Source organism: Pseudomonas alloputida (assembly GCF_021283545.2).
In the GTDB taxonomy this organism is placed as follows: domain Bacteria; phylum Pseudomonadota; class Gammaproteobacteria; order Pseudomonadales; family Pseudomonadaceae; genus Aquipseudomonas; species Aquipseudomonas alloputida.
Genome location: NZ_CP128540.1, coordinates 2539988 through 2560231, shown reverse-complemented (window position 1 = coordinate 2560231; position 20244 = coordinate 2539988). Strand labels below are relative to the sequence as shown.

The following is a 20244-nucleotide window of genomic DNA, read 5'->3' as shown; positions in this document are numbered from 1 at the left end:
GAACACGAGATGATCGAACCCGGCATCTACAAAGACGTGATGGGCTCCTTCCCATCCGGCGTCACGATAGTGACCACCCTGGACGCCGACGGCGGCATCGTCGGCATCACCGCCAGTGCATTCAGCGCGCTGTCGATCGACCCGGCGCTGGTGCTGTTCTGCCCCAACTACGCCTCCGACACCTACCCGATCCTGCGCGACAGCAAGCAGTTCGCCATCCACCTGCTGTCCGCCGACCAGACCGCCGAGGCGTATGCCTTCGCAGGCAAGGGCAAGGACAAGGCCAAGGGCGTCGAGTGGCACCTGAGCGAGCTGGGCAACCCCCTGCTGGCCAAGGCCACGGCGATCATCGAGTGCGAATTGTGGCGCGAGTACGACGGCGGTGACCACGCGATCATTGTCGGCGCGGTGAAGAACCTGGTGTTGCCTGAGCAGCCGATGACCCCGATGGTGTACCACAAGGGCAAGCTCGGCGCCCTGCCGCCACTTGGCTGATACATCTTGAGTCGATGTTGGCATCTTCGCGGGCTTGCCCGCGAAGATGCCCCTGTTTTCAGGGGTCGCGCTAATCGTCTCACCCTCGGTTGCGGCCCCTTTTTTATGCCGGAGTACTGCACATGAGCAATGAAAAGTACGAAAAGGGCCTGAAAATCCGCACCCAGGTACTGGGCGAGGACTACGTCAACCGCTCGATCCAGAACGCAGATGAATTCACCAAACCGTTGCAGGAGCTGGTCACCGAGTATTGCTGGGGTCACGTCTGGGGCCGCGAAGGCTTGTCGCTGAAAGAGCGCAGCATGATAAACTTGGCCATGATTTCCGCGCTCAACAGGCCCCACGAGCTCAAGTTGCACATTCGCGGTGCCCTGCGCAATGGGCTGAGCCGTGAACAGATTCGCGAAATCCTGCTCCAGGTCGGCATTTATTGCGGCGTACCCGCGGCGGTGGACAGTTTCCGCCTGGCCCGTGAAGCGTTTGCCGAAGCCGATGCGGAGCCAACCCGTTAACAACGGGCTGTTCGAACCACTGCATGGAAAGCCTCGGTTCGGGGCATTCCGCGATGTTGGCGCAACAGCCTCATAAAGAGCGCACCTGATGAAACGCCAGCCACTCGACGACAGCTTCAAGGTCAACCGCAACCCCGTTACTCTGCGCGAAATCGTGCTCGACAAGCTGCGCACCGCAATCATGAACTTTCACCTGTTGCCCGGCGACCGCCTGGTCGAGCGCGACCTGTGCGACCGCCTCGGCGTCAGCCGCACTTCGGTACGTGAAGCGCTGCGTCACCTGGAGTCCGAAGGCCTGGTCGAGTTCGCCGACGCCAAAGGCCCGCGCGTGGCCATCATCACCCTGGAAGACGCACGTGACATCTATGAGCTGCGCTGTGTGCTCGAAGGCCTGATCGTGCAACTGTTCACCCTCAACGCCAAGGCCAAGGACATCCGTGCGCTGGAACGCGCGCTGGAAGTGAACCGCGAAGCACTGGAAGAAGGCGAGTTGCAACAGGTGCTGGACTCGGTACAAGGTTTCTACGATGTGCTGCTGGAAGGCTCTGGCAACCAGGTGGCGGCCCAGCAGCTGCGCCAGTTGCAAGCACGCATCAGCTACCTGCGCGCCACCTCGGTATCGCAGGAAAACCGCCGCGGCGCCAGCAACCGCGAAATGGAAAAGATCGTCGAGGCCATCAAGGGCGGCGACCCGCTGGTGGCCCACCAGGCCTCGGTCGACCACGTCCGCGCCGCCGCCAAGGTGGCCCTGGACTACCTGCGCCAGAAGCAGGATGACAACGCCAAGGTGCGCGACATTGTCGAACCCTTGGCCCTGAAGGAACCCCGCATAGGTCGCTGATCATGCCCAATGCCCCGCGCTACTGCCCGCACTGCACCAAGGAACTGGCCCGGGGCGTTCCCACAGGCGATACCCACGAACGCCTGCATTGTACCGGCTGCGGCTACATCCATTACATCAACCCCAAGATCATCGCCGGCTGCATCATCGAGCGCGATGGAAAGTACCTGCTGTGCCAGCGCGCCATCCCCCCTCGCCCCGGCACCTGGACCTTGCCTGCCGGGTTCATGGAGGCTGGCGAAACCACCGAACAGGCGGCGCTGCGCGAGGTATGGGAAGAAAGCGGCGTACGTGCAGACATCGTCTCGCCGTATTCGATCTTCAGCGTGCCAAAGATCAGCGAGGTGTACATCATCTTCCGTGCCATCGTTACCGAAGAGACCGGGCAGTATGGGCCGGAGACGCTGGCGTACAAGTTCTTCGAACCGGATGAAATCCCTTGGGATGAAATCTACTACCCGGCCATCCGGCAAATTCTCGAACGCTACATCCTCGAGCGGCAGGCCGGGGTGTATGGCATTTACATGGGCAATGATGACACCGGCAAGGTGCACTTCATGCGCTAGCCGGTACGGCCTCTTCGCGGGTGAACCTGCACTCACCCGGATTGCGCAGTTACCGAGGCTCGTGCAGTGGCACAGCCCCTCACAAAACCCTCGCCAACGGTCTATTCTCGGTGCACCCTAAGGGCCTTGAGAAAGAGGACCGGCAAAGCACATGGCTAGATGGCTAGACGGCGGCGGGCAAATGGCCGAACGCATCCGCAACCACGACTGGGCCAGCACTCCCCTGGGCCCGCTGGAACATTGGCCCGACGCCCTGAAAACCACGATGTCTCTGTGCCTGGCCTCGCGCTTTCCGCAGGCCGTGCTGTGGGGCCCGGACTTGATCACCCTGTACAACGATGCGTTCACGCCGATTCTCGGTCGCAAGCCCCTGGCCTTGGGCATCCCCTTCCGCGACGTGTGGCACGAAGCCTGGGATGAAATCAGCAGCATGGCGGACCGTGCGTTGGCCGGTGAAGCGGTGTACATCGAAGACTTCCCGCTGATGATCGACCGCAACGGAGGTTTGGAGCGGGCCTATTTCACCTTCTGCTACAGCCCGATTCGCGGCCATGATGGCGAGATTCTGGGCATGCTCGACACGGTCACCGAAACCACCGCCAGCGTGGTCACCAACCAGCGCCTGAACTTTCTCGATACCCTCGGGCGAGCCGTGACCGAGGCGACCGACCCGGACCAGATCATGGCCATCACCACCCGCATGCTGGTCGAGCACCTTGGCCTGTCCAGCTGCGCCTATGCGGTGATGGACCCCGACGAGGACGGTTTCACCATTTGCGGCGATGCAGTGACCCCCGGTTCACCACGCCTGGTGGGCCACTATCACCTGCATGACTTCGGCCGCCTGGCTGTCAGCCGCCTGCGCAGCGGCCTGGCCCTGGTGATCAATGACAACCTGCGCGAACTGGCCGCTGACGAGGCGGCGACTTATCAGGCCATCGGCATTACGGCCACCATCTGCATGCCACTGATCAAGGGTGGCAGGCTGACCGCGCTGATGGCGATTCACGACCGCGTACCCCGGGCATGGACCGACTACGAGCAAACACTGATCAGCGAAGTGACCGAGCGATGCTGGGCACACATACAACGGGCCCAGGCCCATGCCGAAGTGCGCGAAGCGATGGCGGCCCTGGAAGCGCTCAACACCACCTTGGAACATCGCGTCGAAGAACGCACCACTCAGTTGCTGCACACCGAGGCCGTGCTGCGCCAAGCCCAGAAGCTGGAAGCCATTGGCCAGCTGACCGGCGGGGTAGCCCACGACTTCAATAACCTGCTGACCATCATCCGCTCGTCGCTGCACTTCCTGCAGCGCCCCAACCTGGCCGAGGAGCGCCGCGAGCGCTACCTCAAGACCATGTCCGACACGGTCGACCGTGGTGCCAAACTGACCGGTCAGCTACTGGCCTTCGCCCGACGCCAGGCCCTCAGCCCACAGGTGTTCGAGGCCGGGCCTCGGCTGGAGGCCATGGCCGACATGCTCGACACCGTCACTGGCGCGCGCATCCGGGTCGAGCTGCAGTTACCGCAAGCGCCCTGCCACATCCGCGCCGACCTCAGCCAGTTGGAAACCGCGATAATCAACCTGATGCTCAACGGCCGCGATGCCATGGCTGGCGAAGGTGCCTTGCAGCTGCGCCTGCAGGCCGACCAGTGCCTGCCGGCCTTGCGCGGTCAGCCTTCACAGCCAGGCCCGTTCGCGGCGATATCGGTGAGCGACAACGGAGTCGGTATTGCCACCGAGTTGCTGGAGCGCATCTTCGACCCGTTCTTCACCACCAAGGCCCCAGGTGAAGGTACCGGGCTCGGGTTGTCGCAGGTGTTTGGTTTCGCCAAGCAATCCGGGGGCGATGTACAGGTGAACAGCATCCCCGGCCAGGGCACCACCTTTACCCTGTATCTGCCGCAAGAGGCCCCAGCTGCAGCCGCGCCCGAAGACGCCTCGGCCGGCAGCCAGCCACAGGTAGAGGGCGAGCGGCGACGAATACTGGTGGTAGAAGACAATCCCGACCTGGGCAGTTTCACAGCTCAGCTCCTCGAGGACCACGGCTACCAAATCAGCTATGCACGGTCGGCAGAAGAAGCGCTGGCGCAGTTGACTGGCCCGGCAGGTGATTTTGATGCAGTGTTTTCCGATGTGGTCATGCCCGGCATGGGTGGCTTGGCACTGGCCCGCGAACTTCGCCGCCAGCGCCCGCAGTTGCCGGTGATCCTGACTTCGGGCTATAGCGAGGCGATTGCCGAAGGCGGGCACCAAGGGTTCACCTTCCTGGCCAAACCCTACTCGGCAGAACAGGTGTGCCAGATACTCGGCAAAGTATTCGGCCACTGATACCTTGCATCGCAATAGGCGATCAACGGCGCCCTTCTGCCAGCATGCGCACCGCCAGCCCCGCCAGCACCGTTCCCATCAACCAACGCTGAACCTGTTGCCACAGCGGCCTGCCAGCCAGGAACACGGCGATGGAACCGGCCATGATCGTAATCAGCGCGTTGACCGTAACGCTGATGGCGATCTGCGTCGAACCCAGCACCAGCGACTGCAACAGCACGCTGCCGTGGCCCGGTTCGATGAATTGCGGCATGAGCGACAGGTACATGACGGCAATCTTGGGGTTGAGCAGGCTGGTGGCAAACCCCATGGTGAATAGCCGCCGCGGGCTGTCGGCGGGCAGTTCACGGAGCTGGAACGGCGATTGGCCACCCGGCCGCAGCGCCTGCCAGGCCAGGTACAACAGGTACAGCGCGCCACCGATGCGCAGCGCGTCGTAGGCAAAGGGTACTGCCATCACCAGCGCCGTGATGCCCATTGCCGCGCAGAACATGTAGATGACGAAGCCCAGAGCCACACCGCCAAGCGAAATCAACCCGGCTTGGCGGCCCTGACAGATCGAGCGGGAAATCAGGTAGATCATGTTCGGCCCTGGGGTCAGGACCATGCCGAGGCAAATCAGGGCGAACGTGAGCAGTTGCGTGGCTTCGGGCATGGGGCACTTCCTGGTTGTGCATGAGGGTGCAGCGAGTGTATCTGAAGTCATTCTGAACCGGTAAATTCAGGTCATTTGCCCGGCTATCAAGCCCAGGGCCACGGTAATCATCGCCATCCCCGACACCCGCCCGACCAGCTTTGCCGCCCCCGGCCGGGTGCTCAGCACCGCTTTGGCGCCATAGCCGACCAGCGTGTAGATCACCAGCGAACTGCACAGGTGGACCAGCCCCAGCAACAAGATCTGCAAGGGCACAGGCCAGCTCGACTGCGGGTCGGTGAACTGCGGCAGCAGGGCCAGGAACAGCAGGAATACCTTGGGGTTCAGGCCGCTGACGCAAAACCCCTTCAACGCCCAGCGTGAGCCCGACTCCCCCGCGCCGCCCTGCCCGGCCGCCGGCAATGCCGGGCTGAGCAACAGATTACCGCCCAGCCACAGCAAATAAGTGCACCCCGCCAGGGTCAGCAAAGTCAGCGCCAACGGGTGACCTGCCAGCAAACTGCCGACCCCGGCCGCCACCACCAGCGTGGCCAGGAAATGCCCTGACAACATCCCCGCCACCGCTGGCATCACCCAGCGCCCACGCATGCCGGCCGAGATGGCATAGGCCCAGTCTGCACCGGGGGTAATCACGAACAGCATCGACACAGCCCAGAACGCCGTCAGCACACTGATAGCCACTTGAATCTTCCTTATCTACTGCATTGGGATGTCGAAAGATTACGGATTTCGCTCGGGGATATTCTTTCGTATATTTCCCCATGGCATTCCTGAATTGGAAGATTCTTCCCAATGGATAGAACTGATCGAAAAATCCTTGCCGAGCTGCAAAAAGACGGGCGCCTGTCGGTAACCGAACTGGCCGACCGCGTAGGGCTCAGCCTGTCACCCTGCCATCGGCGCTTGAAGGCACTGGAAGAGTCCGGAGCCATTCTGGGCTATCACGCACGGCTGGCACCGAGCGCCCTTGGGCTGAACTTTGCCGCGCTGGTATTCGTGACGCTACGCGAGGTAACCCGCCAGCCGGTGGCGGACTTTGAAACGGCACTGGCGCAGATCCCGCAGATTGTCGAAGCGCAGCGGCTGTTCGGCGACCCGGATTACCTGCTGCATGTGGTAGCCAAGGACCTGCCGGCGTTTCAGAAGCTGTATGACGAGCACCTGACCAGTATTCCCAATGTGAAACGCTTGAGCTCGACCTTGGTGATGAAGGAAGTGATCCAGGATCGGTTGCTCCCCATGTAGCTGTTTCCTCTTGTGCCGGCCCCTTCGCGGGTAAACCCGCGCCTGCAAAGGTGACGTAGCCCGTCGCAGGAGCGGGTTTACCCGCGAAGAGGCCGGCCCAGGCAACCTTTCATCTGCCCTGAAAACGCGCACATCGCACCAACCCAGCCCACCGTGATCCGGTTGCCTCCCCCGCCGCCCCTCTACCCCAAGGCCTTCAGCCAGCTGGCACTCTCCTTGCTACCGTCACCCGCTTAAGCTTTTGTCAGCCTTAGTTTTTTTAACGCTTATGGGTACATATTTACTAATTTCTCGTTATCCCCGCGCCCCTCATCATCGCTCCAACAAGAACGCGTCGCCCACCGCCGGCACGCCCCCGGGCAGTTCCCAATGCCCTACCTTGCCTTGGAGTCAGTCATGACCAGTGCAGCCAATTCGGCACCCCTGATAGAAAAACACACGATCGGCTACGTGCCCCCGCAAGACCGCCATGGAAAGGTAAGGGATCTGTTCACACTCTGGTTCGGCGGCAACATCGCGCCGTTGCCCATCGTCACCGGCGCGCTGGGTGTGCAGCTGTTCCACCTGAACCTGGTATGGGGCATCGTCGCCATCCTTGTCGGCCACCTGGTCGGCGGGGTGCTGATGGCCCTGCACTCGGCCCAGGGCCCGCAAATGGGCATTCCGCAGATGATCCAGAGCCGCGCCCAGTTCGGCACCCTCGGCGCGCTGCTGGTGGTGGTGATCGCCGGCGTCATGTACATCGGTTTCTTCGCTTCCAACATCGTCCTTGCCGGCAAGTCACTGCATGGCGTGGTCGACGCCGTTCCGGTACCGGTGGGCATCGTCATCGGTGCGCTGGGTTCAGGCATCATCGGCATCATCGGCTACCGCTTCATCCACGTGCTCAATCGCATTGGCACCTGGGTACTGGGTATCGGTATCGTGGTTGGCTTCGGCTACATCTTCACCCATGTGCAGAGCGACGACTTCCTCACCCGCGGCGGCTTCAACCTGGCCGGCTGGCTGGCCACCGTGTCGCTGGCAGCGCTGTGGCAAATCGCCTTTGCGCCCTATGTGTCGGACTACTCGCGCTACCTGCCGGCAGATGTCAAAGTCAGCTCGACCTTCTGGACCACCTACCTGGGTTCGGCCCTGGGCTCAAGCCTGTCGTTCATCTTCGGCGCCGTGGCCGTGCTGGCGATCCCGGCCGGCATGGACACCATGGACGCGGTCAAGCTGGCCACCGGCACGCTCGGCCCGATCATGCTGGTGCTGTTCCTGCTCAGCGTGATCAGCCATAACGCCCTCAACCTGTATGGCGCGGTGCTGTCGATCATCACCCTGGTGCAAACGTTCGCCTACCGCTGGATCCCCACCGCCAAAAGCCGGGCAGTGCTGTCGCTGATCGTGCTGTCGGCCTGCTGCGTGGTAGCGGTGTTCGCTTCGGCAGACTTCATCGGCCACTTCGTTGACATGGTGCTGGTACTGCTGGTGGTGCTGGTGCCGTGGACGGCGATCAACCTGATCGACTTCTACGCCATTCACAAAGGTGACTACGACATCCAGTCGATCTTCCAGGTCGATGGTGGGATCTATGGGCGCTACAACCCGCAGGCCCTGATCGCCTACGCTGTGGGTATCGTGGTGCAGATACCGTTCATGAACACCCCGCTGTACGTCGGGCCGATTTCCGAGCACATCAACGGGGCTGACCTGTCGTGGCTGGTAGGGTTGGCGATCACCTCGCCGCTGTACTGGTGGCTGGCGAGCCGAGACAGTGCCTACCGTCGTCGGCAGACCAGCGCCAAGCTGGCAGCGATGGCTTAATCGGTACTGGCCTTTCGTTGCAAAAGATGAAACGGCTGGGTGCAGGCGTCCGAACGCCTGGTGCAATTCAGGCGGAAAACAGCGAACCCTTCGATTGGGAATAAATGGCGAAAAATGGGCCGGCTTCAGAAGGCCGGCCCGTTTCGCTATTTAGAAGTTGAAGGTGTAGCGCATGATCAGGCGATTTTCATTAGCGCTGTCAGCGTAGGTCGAGCGGTTCGTGGAGTTACGCCACTGAAACGAAACACCCTTCGCCGGACCACTCTGAATAACATAAGAGATATCAGTGACCCGCTCCCATTCTTTGCCATCCTCCCCGTTGAGGCGGAGTGAAGCAGCTTGGCGGCTGGTCAGCAGATCAGGATTAACATCATCACCTTTCATGTACCGAGTGGTGAACAGCAAGCCCGGTACACCCAACGCGGCGAAATCAAAGTCGTACCTTGCGAACCACACTCGCTCCTCTGGGGCAGTGAATGTACTGACCAACGACTCGCCGAACAGATAGGTATCCGTGCCGTTCACGAACGCAAACGAGGTGTCGCCCCAGGCCTTCTGGTAACCGCCACCGATGGTGTGTCCCTTGATGCTGTAGGCGAAGTAGCTACTTAGCGTTCTGTTGTCCACCTCACCCAGTTTTTTAGAGCCCGTCTCGCTGGCATCGAACACGCGAACATCCGCGATCACATTGCCTTCCCACAACGGCTTGATGACTTTAATGCCGGCGAAGTAGGATTTATAGAGATCTTCAAGTTCGGCGGCGTGCAAACTGAAGGTCATGTCCTTCGCAGGCTTGAAGTCAAATGCCAGGTAGTTGTAGTGATCCGCCTCAACCGGGGCATAGCCAGTGGCTGTGAGTGATTCGAAATCGGTGGAATTACGCTGCTTCACTGCGTTGATTCTTGTCGCCGTTACCGTCAATTTATCGATATCGTTGACGGTCAGCGAACCACCGCGAAAGACCTGAGGCAGCAAGCGGCTGTTATTACTCCAGAGTAGAGGCATCAGAGGGTTTACCCCTCCTATCCTCAACTCTGTCTTACCCATCCTCGCTTTGGCGGTGGCCACGAACTTACCGTATTCATCCTCAACCTGCCTGTCGGAATCGTAGGCCAGCAGCCCTGATCCCGTTCTGTCCGGGCTGGAATCAAGCTTCACCCCCAGCAAGCCCATCGCATCAATACCGAAGCCCACTGGCCCTTCTGTAAAACCGGATTGCAGGTTCAAGATAAAACCTTGCGCCCACTCATCGCGCTTGGACTGAGTGGCGCCATCATTGCGAAAATCCCGATTATAGTAAAAGTTCCGGAGCTCAAGGCTGCCTTTGAAGTCTTCCACGAACGCGGCAGAAGCATAAGGCGCGACTAGCAGTGTTGCTGAACAAGCCAACGTTTTTTTAAAAGCAATAGACATCACAGGCACCTTGTTCTTGTTGTGTGCTTGAGCATGGTCCGCCGCTAAGCGCGCCATGCAATGCCAGTTCTACAAATAGGTTAAGTCCCGCTTTAGCGGAATGATCGAAACAGTATCACCCTGCCCGACGCCAAACTTGGACAGGGCGCACGCCAGTTTTTTATTCTGAGTGAAAGGTAGTGAATGCACGCACGGGCTCACGGCCAGTAACCAACGTGTTCTCAATGCTGCCATCATCGGCATAACCCAAGCTCATCCCACAGACGAGCATTTGGCTCTTCGGTATTTCCAGCATTTCAGTGATGATGCTGTGATATTTAAGGAATGCTGCCTGTGGGCAGGTGTGCAAGCCTCTTCCCCGTGCGGCAATCATGAGGCTTTGCAGGAACATGCCATAGTCCAGCAGGCTCCCTTCCTGAAGCACGCGGTCAATCGTGAAGAACAGGCCTACAGGCGCCCCGAAGAAGCGATAATTCCGGCCGTGTTGCTCGTGCATCCTTTGTTTATCGCTTCGACTGATGCCCAACAAGCTATAGAGCCCCCACCCTACCTCCCTGCGCCGCTCGATGTAGGGAGACGTCCACTCCCTGGGGTAATACGCGTAGGGATCAGAAAAGCGTTGGTCATCAGCCGGATGGTCATCAACCTCAGCAAGTGCTGCGGACAACCGTGCCTTCATATCACCGGTAACAACATGCACATTCCAGGGCTGCAGGTTGACGCCTGTTGCGCTAAAGCGAGCAACGTTCAGCATCGCTTCGATTTCCTCTAGCGGAACTGGGGTTGGGAGGAACGACCTGATGCTCCGACGTGAGACAATTGCCCAGTCGATCAAACGGGCTGTTTCGTCCGAACCTACCGGTGATTCGCGCAAGCGATCAATAAGCATACTTGGCACCTGTCTCTCAGAATTACGGTCAGGTCAGCTCGTGGGCAACCGTGGCCTTCTTCCTCACTACAGCCGAGTCCGAGCGGGATTGGTTGATCATGGTCACTGCAACAGCCCCTACCAGGCCGGCGAGCGCGATTGCCATGAAGTTCTGCTCCAGCGGCAACGCCATCGACACCAAGGCACCAATCAAAACAGGTGCGACAATCGCCCCGACGCGACCGACCCCCGATGCAAAACCGACGCCAGTCGAGCGGATGGTGGAGGGATAGAAATCGCCGGCGTATGCATAGGCCAGAAGCTGGGTGCCAAGGGTCGAGGCCCCCACGATGAACACGACGACAAAGAGCAGTTCGGTGGAGCGGGTATATCCCAGCAACGTGAGTGCGACCGCGCCCACTACATAGAACACCACCAAGACGTGCTTGATGCTGAATTTATCGCTAAGCCATCCACCCAGAATTGCACCGAAGATCGAACCGAGGTTGAACACGATGACGAAATTCAGGGCTGAACCGAGGCTGAAGCCCGCCATGGCCATCAACTTGGTGAGCCACGAATTGAGCGCATACACCATGAACAGCCCGGTCATGAATGCCATCCAGATCATGACCGTGCTGTATCCACGGCCTTCCAGGAAAAGGCTTCGTACCGGCTTGTCTTGAGCAGAGATAATCTGCGGATTGCCAACGAATTGCGTGTCATCCTTGATCACAAGGTCGGGACGAAGGCGACGTGCGATGACTTTCAACTCGTCTTGTCGACCCTGCTTCAACATAAAGCCGATAGAGTCGGGCATTGACTTGAGAATGAAAGGAATCAAAACCACTGGCAGGACGGCCACGTAAAACACATATTGCCAACCGTAGCTTTCGATCAGTTGTTTACCCGTCAGCGCTACCAGAATTCCGCCCACCGAATAGCCTGCGAAAACGATGGTCACCAGCCGGGTGCGAACTTTCAAGGGCGAGAACTCACCCATCTGCGCCGTACAGATGGGCAACACACCGCCAATTCCCAAGCCGGCGATAAAGCGCATGATACTGAAGGTCAGCGGGCTGTCAGTGAACCCTGCCGCAGCGGTGAAAACGCTGAACAGCGCTACACAGATCGCGATCATTTTCGGCCGGCCAATTCGATCTGCCAATGTGCCTAAAAAAATAGCGCCCAGCATTGTCCCGAACAATGCTGAGCCAGCCATTACCCCGGCGCTGGTTGCGTCAATTTGCATATCGGCCATGATGGCTGGCAGGGCAGCCCCCACCACTGCCAAGTCGTAGCCATCGATAATCAGAATCAACACGCACCAGAATAGAATAAGTCCATGAAAGCGGTTGAACTTCGACTCTTCGGTCAACGTGTACATATTCAAAGAACTCATACCGTGTCTCCTTCAATCTTATTGTTGTGTTTTTGAAGTCCACATACGTATAGCGATCTGGCACAACTCGACCACACGCACAGGTACGCATGGTTCCGCGTGTGAGTCGGGAGAGTTGAGAGGCACCAACTAGACGGCGCCCGAGAAAAATCGTAGGCCTTATGGCAAGCGCCAACCATGCCCAATGGCATCATTCTGCTTGACCGGAACGGGCAGTTTTTGGAAAACCAGATGGCTTCGAAGAGAGGGTGATCAGCCCAAGCGCAGCGGACTAGTCCCCTCGAGGGCTAAGCAACGAGCGTCTGTAAGCACCAGGGGTGATACCCGTCCATTTCTTGAATGCCCTGTGGAACGCACTGGTCTCAATGAAGCCAACCTCTGACGCAACGCCATCCACTGTCATACCTGCCCGGCACAGCAGACTGATGGAAATATCCCGCCTTAGATTATCTTTGAGCCGTTGGTAGGTGAAACCCTCAGCATAGAGCCTTCGCTGTAGGGTGGAACTGGACATGCTCAAGTCGCGGGCGAGCTCATCGAGTTCAGGCCACGTGTGTGGAGAGAGCAGTTTTAATCGCCGCCGGATCATAATGCTCGTACTGTCGTCGTTACGGTATTTCACAAGGAAGTTACTTGGCGTGCCTTTTAAAAAGGCAGGAAGAGAAACGGGCGTTTGGCAAACCTTGTACGCCAGAAAGCTCTTCTCGAACACAGCGGAGGTTCTATCGGCCCTCCACTCGATTTCCTCACAAAAGCGCATTCGATAGTCGCTGTCGTCCACCGGCTGAGGAGGACGCATCGATAACTTCACAATAGGAATGCGCCTGTCGCACAGCCAGCAGAGCAGGCCGTGCACGAGCACCAGCCAGGCACCGTAACAAAACACCCTTCGCAACTCACCATGATCATGAATGATAATTGCAGCATGCTCTCCCTCGCATTCCACCGACCCGTAGATGTCATCAAGGGCAGTCCTGAGAAACGCCAGAATCCGCTTGAGCGCCTGCCCAATGGTGTCGCAGCCGAGGGCCAATTGCGCCATCAGCTTGAAGCTACCTCTGCGAAGGGGATGACTGTCTGCCGCAAAAAACTCATCGTCGAGCAAATCCGCTAATGCAATCCACAATCTGGAGAACGTACCAGCAGGTACCCTGGCATAGCGCTGGTCCAGCAGGCGTGGATCAATATGCGCGTGGCTGAGCACAGTCGCGACATCCAGGCCACGTAGTTCTGCTCCTTGAAGTGCGTCCCGCACGAGGCTGATCGACGTGGTGCCTTTGTGGGCAGAAAACTCCATCTGGGGCTCCGTTGCTAACTCGATACCGAAGGCTGCCTTGCAAAGCATACACGCCGATCCATATAGCCAATACCCTATGTTCAGAAGCCACCAAGGGCTGGATTGGTCTCCAACTTCCTGGGGGCAGTCCAGATACAGCACCGTCTTCAAATATCTGTGCTGTACCTGTGGCGGGCACGCCCGCGAAGAGACCAGTACAGTCAACCCACCTTTTGCATGGCCACACACAATTCAAGAAACCGCGAGGCAGCCCGCGAAGGCGTAGCCGCATGCGGCAACAGAATGGAAAAACGCCGCACCAGCGCCTGCGGCGCTACCTGCAGCCGGTGCAGCGCCCCATCCTCATGACGAATGGACATCGCCGACACAAAGCCAACCCCCATCCCGGCCCGGACCGCCTCTTTTACCCCTTCAACGCCCGCGATCTCCAGCGCCACACGCATCGCCACGCCATCACGGGCAAACGCCCGCTCGACGATCTGCCGCACACCCGAGCCGCTTTCACGCAGTACCAACGGGTAGGCGCCGAGCGCCGCCAGCGTCTGCTGGTCACTGCCTGCCAGCGGATGCCCACGGGGCACTATCGCCACGATCTCGTCCTCACGCCATGGCGTCACTTGCGTACCCAACGGCAACTCCTGCCCGGGCGGCCCCTCGATCAGGGCGATATCAACACTGTCCAGGGCGGCGACGATCTCCGCCGTGTTGCCATGCGAAGTGCTTACCAGCACATCCGGATAACGCCCGTGAAAATCGGCGATCAGGTAAGGCAGCAGGTAACTGGCAGGCGTGGTACTGGCGCCGATGCGCACGGTGCCGCGCTCCAGCCCGCGCATGGCCTCGCGCAGCGCTTGCGCCTGACGGAAGGTTTCGCGCAGGCGCTCGGCATGCGCCAGCAACTGCTCACCGGCCGCTGTCAGCCGCACGCCGCGGCCGGCACGTTGGTAAAGGGGCTCGCCAAACGCCTCTTGCAAGAGCTTGAGCTGGCCGGACACCGCCGGCTGAGACAGGTGCAGGGCTTGGGCCGCATGGCTGATGTTGCCGTGTTCGGCAACCGTGGCGAACGTTATCAGCTGTTCTGGGGTCATGATTCAAAAATATCAGCTATACGGATATTTGCCATTCTAAATTACGATTTTTTATAAGCTTATAACCAGATTAACGTAGGCCGTGTCGAAACACCTTTTCCGGAGGACTCACATGGCCACGGTTCCGTCCAACCCCGCCTTTGCCCCTACCCTCTCCACCCGAGGGCGGCTCAATGGGATTCTCTTCGTCGCGCTGTTCGCGGTCGCAGTCACGCAACTGGCGGCCATGCCCGCTATCGCCAACCTGGGCATCAGCCCGCTGATCGTGGGTATCGTCGCAGGTGCCTTGTATGGCAACGCGCTGCGTGACGGCGTACCGGCAAGCTGGGCGGCAGGCATCAATTTTTCCGCTCGCGGCCTGTTACGCATTGCTGTGGCATTTTTTGGCCTGCGGGTAAGCCTGCAGGAAATTGCCGAAGTCGGCTGGTCGGGGCTTATCGTGTCGGTGCTGGTAGTCACCAGTACCCTGCTGATCGGCCTGTGGTGTGGCATGAAAGTGTTCAAGCTCGACCGCGATACCGCCTTGCTGACCGCCGCCGGCAGCGCCATCTGCGGCGCCGCCGCCGTGCTGGCATTCGAATCGGCGCTGCGCAGCGCCCCCCATAAAAGCGCCATGGCAGTCGGAAGCGTAGTGCTGTTCGGTACCTTGTCGATGTTCCTTTACCCACTGGCGATCAATGCCGGCTGGCTGCATCTGGATACCATGGGCGCCGGGCTGCTGCTGGGCGGCACTGTCCACGAAGTGGCGCAGGTGGTAGGCGCGGCCAGCAATGTCAGCCCCGAAGCCACGCATGTCGCCACCATCGTCAAGATGACCCGGGTCATGCTGCTGGTGCCGGTACTGCTGGTGGTGGGCCTGTGGATCAGCCGTTCGCGCAAGGCAGGCCAGGCGCAGGGCAACGGGCGCATTGCCATGCCCTGGTTCGCTTTCGGCTTCCTGGCCCTGGTCCTGGTGAATTCGATGCAAGTGCTGCCTGGCAGCGTGACCCAGGCCGTGAACAGCCTGGACACCTTTGCCTTGACCATGGCCATGACGGCGTTGGGCATGGAGACCCGCTTCAGCCAGATTCGCCAGGCTGGGCCACGGGCGCTGGCCACCGGTGCGATCCTCAACCTGTGGCTGGTTGGCGGGGGGCTGGCGATTACCCTGGGGGTGCAGAAGCTGTTGGGCTGACTGGAGACCGAGTCGGCTGCTTCGCGGGTAAACCCGCTCCTACAGGTGGGTGCTGCCCTGAAGACGGCAAGGCCCCTGTAGGAGCGGGTTCACCCGCGAAGCAGGCAGCTCGGTCTCAAGGTTTTTCACAGCCCCCCTCGTTGCCGTCCACATTTCTCGGTATGGTGGTGTCAAAGAAGGATGTTTTACCCGCACAGGAAAGACTTAGATGCCTCAACGCCATGTCATCAATGCATCCGTCAGCCCCAAAGGCAGCCTGGAGACGCTGTCACAACGTGAAGTGCAGCAACTGAGTGAAGTCGGTACCGGTAGCCTCTACACACTGTTCCGCCAGTGCGCCCTGGCAATCCTCAACACCGGCGCCCATGTCGACAATGCCAAGACTATCCTTGAGGCCTACAAAGACTTCGAGGTGCGTATCCACCAACAGGACCGCGGCGTGCGCCTGGAGCTGCTGAACGCCCCGGCCGACGCCTTCGTCGATGGCGAAATGATCGCCAGCACCCGTGAAATGCTGTTCAGCGCCTTGCGCGACATCGTCTACACCGAAAGCGAGCTGGCCAGCCAGCGCATCGACCTGGAAAGCTCCCAGGGCATCACCGACTACGTTTTCCACCTGCTGCGCAACGCGCGCACCCTGCGCCCAGGCGTGGAGCCGAAGATGGTGGTGTGTTGGGGCGGCCACTCGATCAGCACCGAGGAATACCAGTACACCAAGAAGGTCGGCCATGAACTGGGCCTGCGCAAGCTGGATGTCTGCACCGGCTGCGGCCCGGGCGTGATGAAAGGCCCGATGAAGGGCGCCACCATCGCCCACGCCAAGCAACGCATGCATGGCAGCCGCTACCTGGGCCTGACCGAGCCCGGCATCATCGCCGCCGAGGCGCCCAACCCGATCGTCAACGAACTGGTGATCCTGCCAGACATCGAGAAGCGCCTGGAGGCCTTCGTGCGTGTCGGCCACGGCATCATCATCTTCCCGGGCGGTGCCGGCACGGCGGAGGAGTTCCTGTACCTGCTGGGCATCCTCATGCACCCGGACAACCACGACCTGCCGTTCCCGGTGGTGCTCACCGGCCCGCGCAGCGCCGAGCCTTATCTGCAACAGTTGCACGCTTTCGTCGGCGCCACGCTGGGTGAAGCGGCCCATCGCCTGTACGAAATCATCATTGATGACCCGGCGGAAGTCGCCCGGCACATGGTCGAAGGCCTCAAAGCGGTCAAGCAGTTCCGCCGCGAGCGCAACGATGCCTTCCACTTCAACTGGCTGCTGAAGATCGAGGAGAGCTTCCAGCGACCGTTCGACCCGACCCACCAGGCCATGGCCGACCTGGACTTGCGCCGCGAGCTGCCGCCCCATGAACTGGCGGCCAACCTGCGCCGGGCGTTTTCCGGGATTGTCGCAGGCAACGTCAAGGACAAAGGCATCCGCCTGATCGAGGAACACGGGCCGTATCAGATCCACGGTGACAGCGCCGTACTGGACCCGCTGGGCCGGCTGCTGCAGGCATTCGTCGACCAGCACCGGATGAAGCTGCCCGGCGGCGCGGCGTATGTACCGTGCTATCAGGTGGCAACCTGACCCGCTGCTTTACTGAGGACGGGCATGGATGCCCGTCGAACGCGGGGGCCGGGTGACGGGAGCGTCTGTACGGATCACCCACATGGGTTACATGAAAGCTCCCCCACCTAGGTGACTCGCTCACTGCCGGAGTTCAACCACCGCCCGCTCGAAAAACCGAATGCTGTCGCGCCCCCCACGTTTGGACTGGTACAACGCCACATCCCCCTGCTCGATCAACGCCGCCAGGCTCGCCGGCGGCTGATCGAACACGTTGGCACCAATGCTCAAGGTAACCGCCTGGGGCGTAGGCACAGTCTTGTCGGCGTACTGCTGGAACTGCTCACGCAGCCCACTCCCCAGTTCCATGACCCGTTCACTGCTCGCGCCACTGAGCAAGATGACGAACTCATCCCCGCCCAACCGCGCCGCCAGCGAGCGCTCGGGCAGCGCCGTACGAATCATCTCGCTCAAGGCAATCAGCAAACGGTCGCCGGCGATATGCCCGTGCAGGTCGTTGACCAGTTTGAAGTTGTCGATGTCGATCAACAGCAATGCCCCGGGTTGCGCCGGGCTCACGTCCTTGAAGAAATGCCCCGCCCGCACCTCCAGTGCACGCCGGTTGTACAGCGCAGTCAGCGGGTCACGAGCTGCCAGCCGGGCAATCCGCTCTTCCCGCCGGTAACGTACGGTGCCGGTCATCGACAAGGCAATCAGCATGATCGCCATCGCGCCTTCCACCAGCGAAACCTGAATGATCAGCCCGCCAAAGGTCGCCAGGTCAATCAGCGTGCCTGGCGTGATCGCGATGGCCGCCTTGGCCACATAGAACAGCCCATGGATCAGCAACACATAGCGCAGTTGCACGGCCCCGACACTCAGCGATTTGCCATGTGGCCGCAGCAGGAAACTGGCCTTGAGCGTCAGCGAGGCCACCAACAACGAGTTGACCATCAGCATCACCTTCGACCACTGCGGGCCCACGGGCAGCAGCAGCAAGGCGAACCAGACCAGCACGATCATCAACCAGGCACGTGACAAGCGCTCCTGAGTGAAGCGCAGCACGCCGATCAGGAAAAAAACGTGGGCCACCACCAGCAAGCCATTGGCGAACCAGATACCGATGAACAGCAAGCCGATCCCGCGCAACAATGCCAGGGTGCTACCAACCGTAATCGTGGCGAAACCCGCACTCCAGTACAGCAATGAGGTTTCGCGCACACTGCGCCATTCAATCGCCAGGTACAAGGCGGCCGCAGCGGCCAAAGCGACTGAAATAGTCAGCATCGTGGGTGGATCTAACGCCATATACGCATTGGCCTGTCTGGTTAACGGGAAAAGGCCCGACTGTATGCGATCGTGATCACGTTCAGAGGGGCCTTGCACTGTTGCCTGCACATTGTAATCCAGCCCCTGACAAAGGGCCGTGGGCAGCAATATCATAATGACATCAATGCGCGGTGCGCACCACTCTGGCCCTGTCGCTGGCTTGCCGGCGACAGGGTCAGTACAGGCGATGTCAGAGCACCCGCTTGATCAACGGCTCCAACCGGCTATAGCGCAACCGACGCAGAAACTTGCGCACTTGCTTGGGATGTTCGGCCTTCTCCCCCAGCGCCTCTGCCGAACCGATTCTCGGCGCAAAGCGCCGTAGTTCGCTCAACTCCGCTTCCCGTGGCGCCAGCCATTGCCCCTGCGGGTCGTCGATCAGCAGGCCGTTCTCCAGGTCCAGGTTGAACCCGCGCGGGTTGAGGTTGTTGCCGGTCAGCAGCGAATAACGCTGGTCGATCCAAACGCCCTTGGCATGGAAGGTATGCCCGGGATCGTTCCAGATGCGTACTTGCAACTGGCCGCTGGCAATCGCGGCGTGGCGGCGGTGGGCGAAGGCGCGCAGGTTGTCCTCGTACAGATAGGGCAATGCACCACTGGCACTGAACGGTTCGCCAGGGGCAATGTAGAAGTCGTTGGCGGTGCGGTCACCGACAATCAGCTCCACCCCAACCCCCCGCGCCAGGGCATGGTCAAGTTCGCGCATCACGACCTGCGGCGGGTTGAAATACGGCGTACTGATGATGATCTGCGTGCGCGCCACTGCCAGCAAGGCGCACAGCGCCCGGTTCAGTGGATTGCCACGGCCCACACCCAGCAGCGGGATCACCTGCAGGCCCTGCCCCGTCACGCTGGCCGGTACCTCGTAGGCCATGCGCCGCAGCCGTGCGCGCAAACGCCGAATGTCACCGCGCAAACTGCGGGTAGAAGGTGGCGCCGGCAGGTCGAGGCGCGGTGTGGCGGTATGGTGCAGCAAACGCTGAACCAGGCCGACCATGGCATCAGCCAGTGCCGGTGACTGGAACAGGTGGTAGCGATCCAGGCGATAGCGGTCGAAACGATGCAGGTAGACGTTGTTCAGACTGGCGCCGGTGTAGATCACGCAATCGTCGATGATGCTGCCTTTGAGGTGCAGCACCCCGAACAGTTCGCGGGTCTGCACTGGCACGCCATGAATCGCGATGTCCAGCCCGCGCAACTGGCGCTGGGCCTGATACCAGGCGGCATTGCCCGGCTGACGCCCGGCCCCCAGCAGCCCGCGCCTGGCGCGGAACCAGTCGACCACGATGGTGATCTCCAGGCCTGGCCGCTCGGCCTTGGCCTGGTACAAGGCATCCAGGACTTCCTGGCCAGCCTCATCCTCCTGCAGGTACAACGCGACGATAACGATGCGCCGAGTCGCCGCACGGATGCGCTCGAACAGGCAGGCGCGGTAAGCCCTGGCATCGGGCAGCACCTGGATCGCTTCGGGGGCCATGGCGTAGCCTGGCAAGCCCGCCAGCATGGTTTCGGGGTTCACTGACGCTCACCTTCTCTGTGCAATCACTGTCGGCCCTGCCTGCCGGCGGGGCCATTCCTGGCCGCTGCATCCGGGGTGTATGATCGACCCGGCAACGACCCATAACAACAAGAACCACGCGAGGCTCTGCTTTCT

At 60.4% G+C, this 20244-nt stretch carries 18 protein-coding genes; 9 read left to right on the top strand and 9 right to left on the bottom strand.

Annotated elements, in window-relative coordinates; all coding sequences use genetic code 11:
* Positions 1-9: 9 nt before the first annotated feature.
* From LU682_RS11760 to LU682_RS11740, 5 genes are all read left to right on the top strand, one after another.
* Positions 10-495, top strand: a complete 486-nt coding sequence (locus LU682_RS11760; protein WP_010954489.1) for a flavin reductase family protein — start codon at positions 10-12, stop codon at positions 493-495.
* 122 nt (positions 496-617) lie between these two features.
* Positions 618-1007 carry a carboxymuconolactone decarboxylase family protein gene (locus tag LU682_RS11755; protein WP_003256073.1) on the top strand — a complete coding sequence of 130 codons (390 nt, stop codon included), beginning with the start codon at positions 618-620 and terminating at the stop codon, positions 1005-1007.
* An 88-nt stretch (positions 1008-1095) separates the two neighbouring features.
* The gene (locus tag LU682_RS11750; protein WP_010954490.1) at positions 1096-1848 is read left to right on the top strand and encodes a GntR family transcriptional regulator; all 753 of its coding nucleotides are present in this window, start codon (positions 1096-1098) and stop codon (positions 1846-1848) included.
* Positions 1849-1850: 2 nt separating this feature from the next.
* Positions 1851-2414 (top strand): NUDIX hydrolase, encoded by a 564-nt coding sequence (locus LU682_RS11745; RefSeq protein WP_010954491.1) that lies wholly within the window; start codon positions 1851-1853, stop codon positions 2412-2414.
* Positions 2415-2565: 151 nt separating this feature from the next.
* A complete protein-coding gene (locus LU682_RS11740) occupies positions 2566-4749 on the top strand; it encodes a GAF domain-containing hybrid sensor histidine kinase/response regulator (protein WP_010954492.1) in 2184 nt (727 codons plus the stop codon).
* Between the two features lie 22 nt (positions 4750-4771).
* Here the strand turns inward: LU682_RS11740 and LU682_RS11735 are convergent, their stop codons facing one another.
* Together LU682_RS11735 and LU682_RS11730 are read right to left on the bottom strand one after the other, a co-directional pair.
* A complete protein-coding gene (locus LU682_RS11735; RefSeq protein ID WP_010954493.1) occupies positions 4772-5404 on the bottom strand; it encodes a LysE family translocator in 633 nt (210 codons plus the stop codon).
* A 66-nt stretch (positions 5405-5470) separates the two neighbouring features.
* Positions 5471-6085: a LysE family translocator gene (locus LU682_RS11730; protein ID WP_010954494.1), complete on the bottom strand. Its 615-nt coding sequence runs from the start codon at positions 6083-6085 to the stop codon at positions 5471-5473.
* 111 nt (positions 6086-6196) lie between these two features.
* On the opposite strand from LU682_RS11730, the gene LU682_RS11725 reads away from it, so the two are divergent.
* A complete protein-coding gene (locus tag LU682_RS11725; protein WP_003256079.1) occupies positions 6197-6649 on the top strand; it encodes an Lrp/AsnC family transcriptional regulator in 453 nt (150 codons plus the stop codon).
* 396 nt (positions 6650-7045) lie between these two features.
* Complete coding sequence (locus LU682_RS11720) at positions 7046-8458, top strand: purine-cytosine permease family protein (RefSeq protein WP_010954495.1); 1413 nt, start codon at positions 7046-7048, stop codon at positions 8456-8458.
* A gap of 150 nt (positions 8459-8608) precedes the next feature.
* Here the strand turns inward: LU682_RS11720 and LU682_RS11715 are convergent, their stop codons facing one another.
* The 5 genes from LU682_RS11715 to LU682_RS11695 form a co-directional block, all read right to left on the bottom strand.
* A complete protein-coding gene (locus LU682_RS11715; protein ID WP_049586493.1) occupies positions 8609-9928 on the bottom strand; it encodes an OprD family porin in 1320 nt (439 codons plus the stop codon).
* A 103-nt stretch (positions 9929-10031) separates the two neighbouring features.
* Positions 10032-10760 (bottom strand): nitroreductase, encoded by a 729-nt coding sequence (locus LU682_RS11710; RefSeq protein ID WP_019436941.1) that lies wholly within the window; start codon positions 10758-10760, stop codon positions 10032-10034.
* A 28-nt stretch (positions 10761-10788) separates the two neighbouring features.
* Positions 10789-12141, bottom strand: a complete 1353-nt coding sequence (locus LU682_RS11705) for an MFS transporter (RefSeq protein ID WP_010954498.1) — start codon at positions 12139-12141, stop codon at positions 10789-10791.
* A 271-nt stretch (positions 12142-12412) separates the two neighbouring features.
* A complete protein-coding gene (locus tag LU682_RS11700; RefSeq protein WP_049586580.1) occupies positions 12413-13438 on the bottom strand; it encodes an AraC family transcriptional regulator in 1026 nt (341 codons plus the stop codon).
* 200 nt (positions 13439-13638) lie between these two features.
* Positions 13639-14526 (bottom strand): LysR family transcriptional regulator, encoded by an 888-nt coding sequence (locus LU682_RS11695; protein WP_010954500.1) that lies wholly within the window; start codon positions 14524-14526, stop codon positions 13639-13641.
* Between the two features lie 112 nt (positions 14527-14638).
* On the opposite strand from LU682_RS11695, the gene LU682_RS11690 reads away from it, so the two are divergent.
* Both LU682_RS11690 and ppnN read left to right on the top strand, forming a co-directional pair.
* Positions 14639-15700, top strand: coding sequence for a YeiH family protein (locus LU682_RS11690; RefSeq protein WP_010954501.1), 1062 nt, complete (start codon positions 14639-14641; stop codon positions 15698-15700).
* A gap of 208 nt (positions 15701-15908) precedes the next feature.
* Positions 15909-17282, top strand: a complete 1374-nt coding sequence (gene ppnN / locus LU682_RS11685) for a nucleotide 5'-monophosphate nucleosidase PpnN (RefSeq protein WP_003256095.1) — start codon at positions 15909-15911, stop codon at positions 17280-17282.
* A 120-nt stretch (positions 17283-17402) separates the two neighbouring features.
* Here ppnN and LU682_RS11680 read toward each other — a convergent pair whose 3' ends face one another.
* Positions 17403-18548: a GGDEF domain-containing protein gene (locus tag LU682_RS11680; RefSeq protein WP_049586495.1), complete on the bottom strand. Its 1146-nt coding sequence runs from the start codon at positions 18546-18548 to the stop codon at positions 17403-17405.
* A gap of 232 nt (positions 18549-18780) precedes the next feature.
* The gene (gene pssA / locus LU682_RS11675) at positions 18781-20109 is read right to left on the bottom strand and encodes a CDP-diacylglycerol--serine O-phosphatidyltransferase (protein WP_082412172.1); all 1329 of its coding nucleotides are present in this window, start codon (positions 20107-20109) and stop codon (positions 18781-18783) included.
* Positions 20110-20244 lie beyond the last annotated feature (135 nt).

What these genes read in the sequence shown, in the direction of transcription:
- LU682_RS11715 (WP_049586493.1), bottom strand. Translation starts at nt 9,928, where the DNA reads ATGGCGCGCTTAGCGGCGGACCATGCTCAAGCACACAACAAGAACAAG.
- LU682_RS11710 (WP_019436941.1), bottom strand. Translation starts at nt 10,760, where the DNA reads ATGCTTATTGATCGCTTGCGCGAATCACCGGTAGGTTCGGACGAAACA.
- LU682_RS11700 (WP_049586580.1), bottom strand. Translation starts at nt 13,438, where the DNA reads ATGGAGTTTTCTGCCCACAAAGGCACCACGTCGATCAGCCTCGTGCGG.
- LU682_RS11705 (WP_010954498.1), bottom strand. Translation starts at nt 12,141, where the DNA reads ATGAGTTCTTTGAATATGTACACGTTGACCGAAGAGTCGAAGTTCAAC.
- LU682_RS11750 (WP_010954490.1), top strand. Translation starts at nt 1,096, where the DNA reads ATGAAACGCCAGCCACTCGACGACAGCTTCAAGGTCAACCGCAACCCC.
- LU682_RS11755 (WP_003256073.1), top strand. Translation starts at nt 618, where the DNA reads ATGAGCAATGAAAAGTACGAAAAGGGCCTGAAAATCCGCACCCAGGTA.
- LU682_RS11760 (WP_010954489.1), top strand. Translation starts at nt 10, where the DNA reads ATGATCGAACCCGGCATCTACAAAGACGTGATGGGCTCCTTCCCATCC.
- LU682_RS11740 (WP_010954492.1), top strand. Translation starts at nt 2,566, where the DNA reads ATGGCTAGATGGCTAGACGGCGGCGGGCAAATGGCCGAACGCATCCGC.
- LU682_RS11725 (WP_003256079.1), top strand. Translation starts at nt 6,197, where the DNA reads ATGGATAGAACTGATCGAAAAATCCTTGCCGAGCTGCAAAAAGACGGG.
- LU682_RS11735 (WP_010954493.1), bottom strand. Translation starts at nt 5,404, where the DNA reads ATGCCCGAAGCCACGCAACTGCTCACGTTCGCCCTGATTTGCCTCGGC.
- ppnN (WP_003256095.1), top strand. Translation starts at nt 15,909, where the DNA reads ATGCCTCAACGCCATGTCATCAATGCATCCGTCAGCCCCAAAGGCAGC.
- LU682_RS11690 (WP_010954501.1), top strand. Translation starts at nt 14,639, where the DNA reads ATGGCCACGGTTCCGTCCAACCCCGCCTTTGCCCCTACCCTCTCCACC.
- LU682_RS11745 (WP_010954491.1), top strand. Translation starts at nt 1,851, where the DNA reads ATGCCCAATGCCCCGCGCTACTGCCCGCACTGCACCAAGGAACTGGCC.
- LU682_RS11695 (WP_010954500.1), bottom strand. Translation starts at nt 14,526, where the DNA reads ATGACCCCAGAACAGCTGATAACGTTCGCCACGGTTGCCGAACACGGC.
- LU682_RS11680 (WP_049586495.1), bottom strand. Translation starts at nt 18,548, where the DNA reads ATGCTGACTATTTCAGTCGCTTTGGCCGCTGCGGCCGCCTTGTACCTG.
- LU682_RS11720 (WP_010954495.1), top strand. Translation starts at nt 7,046, where the DNA reads ATGACCAGTGCAGCCAATTCGGCACCCCTGATAGAAAAACACACGATC.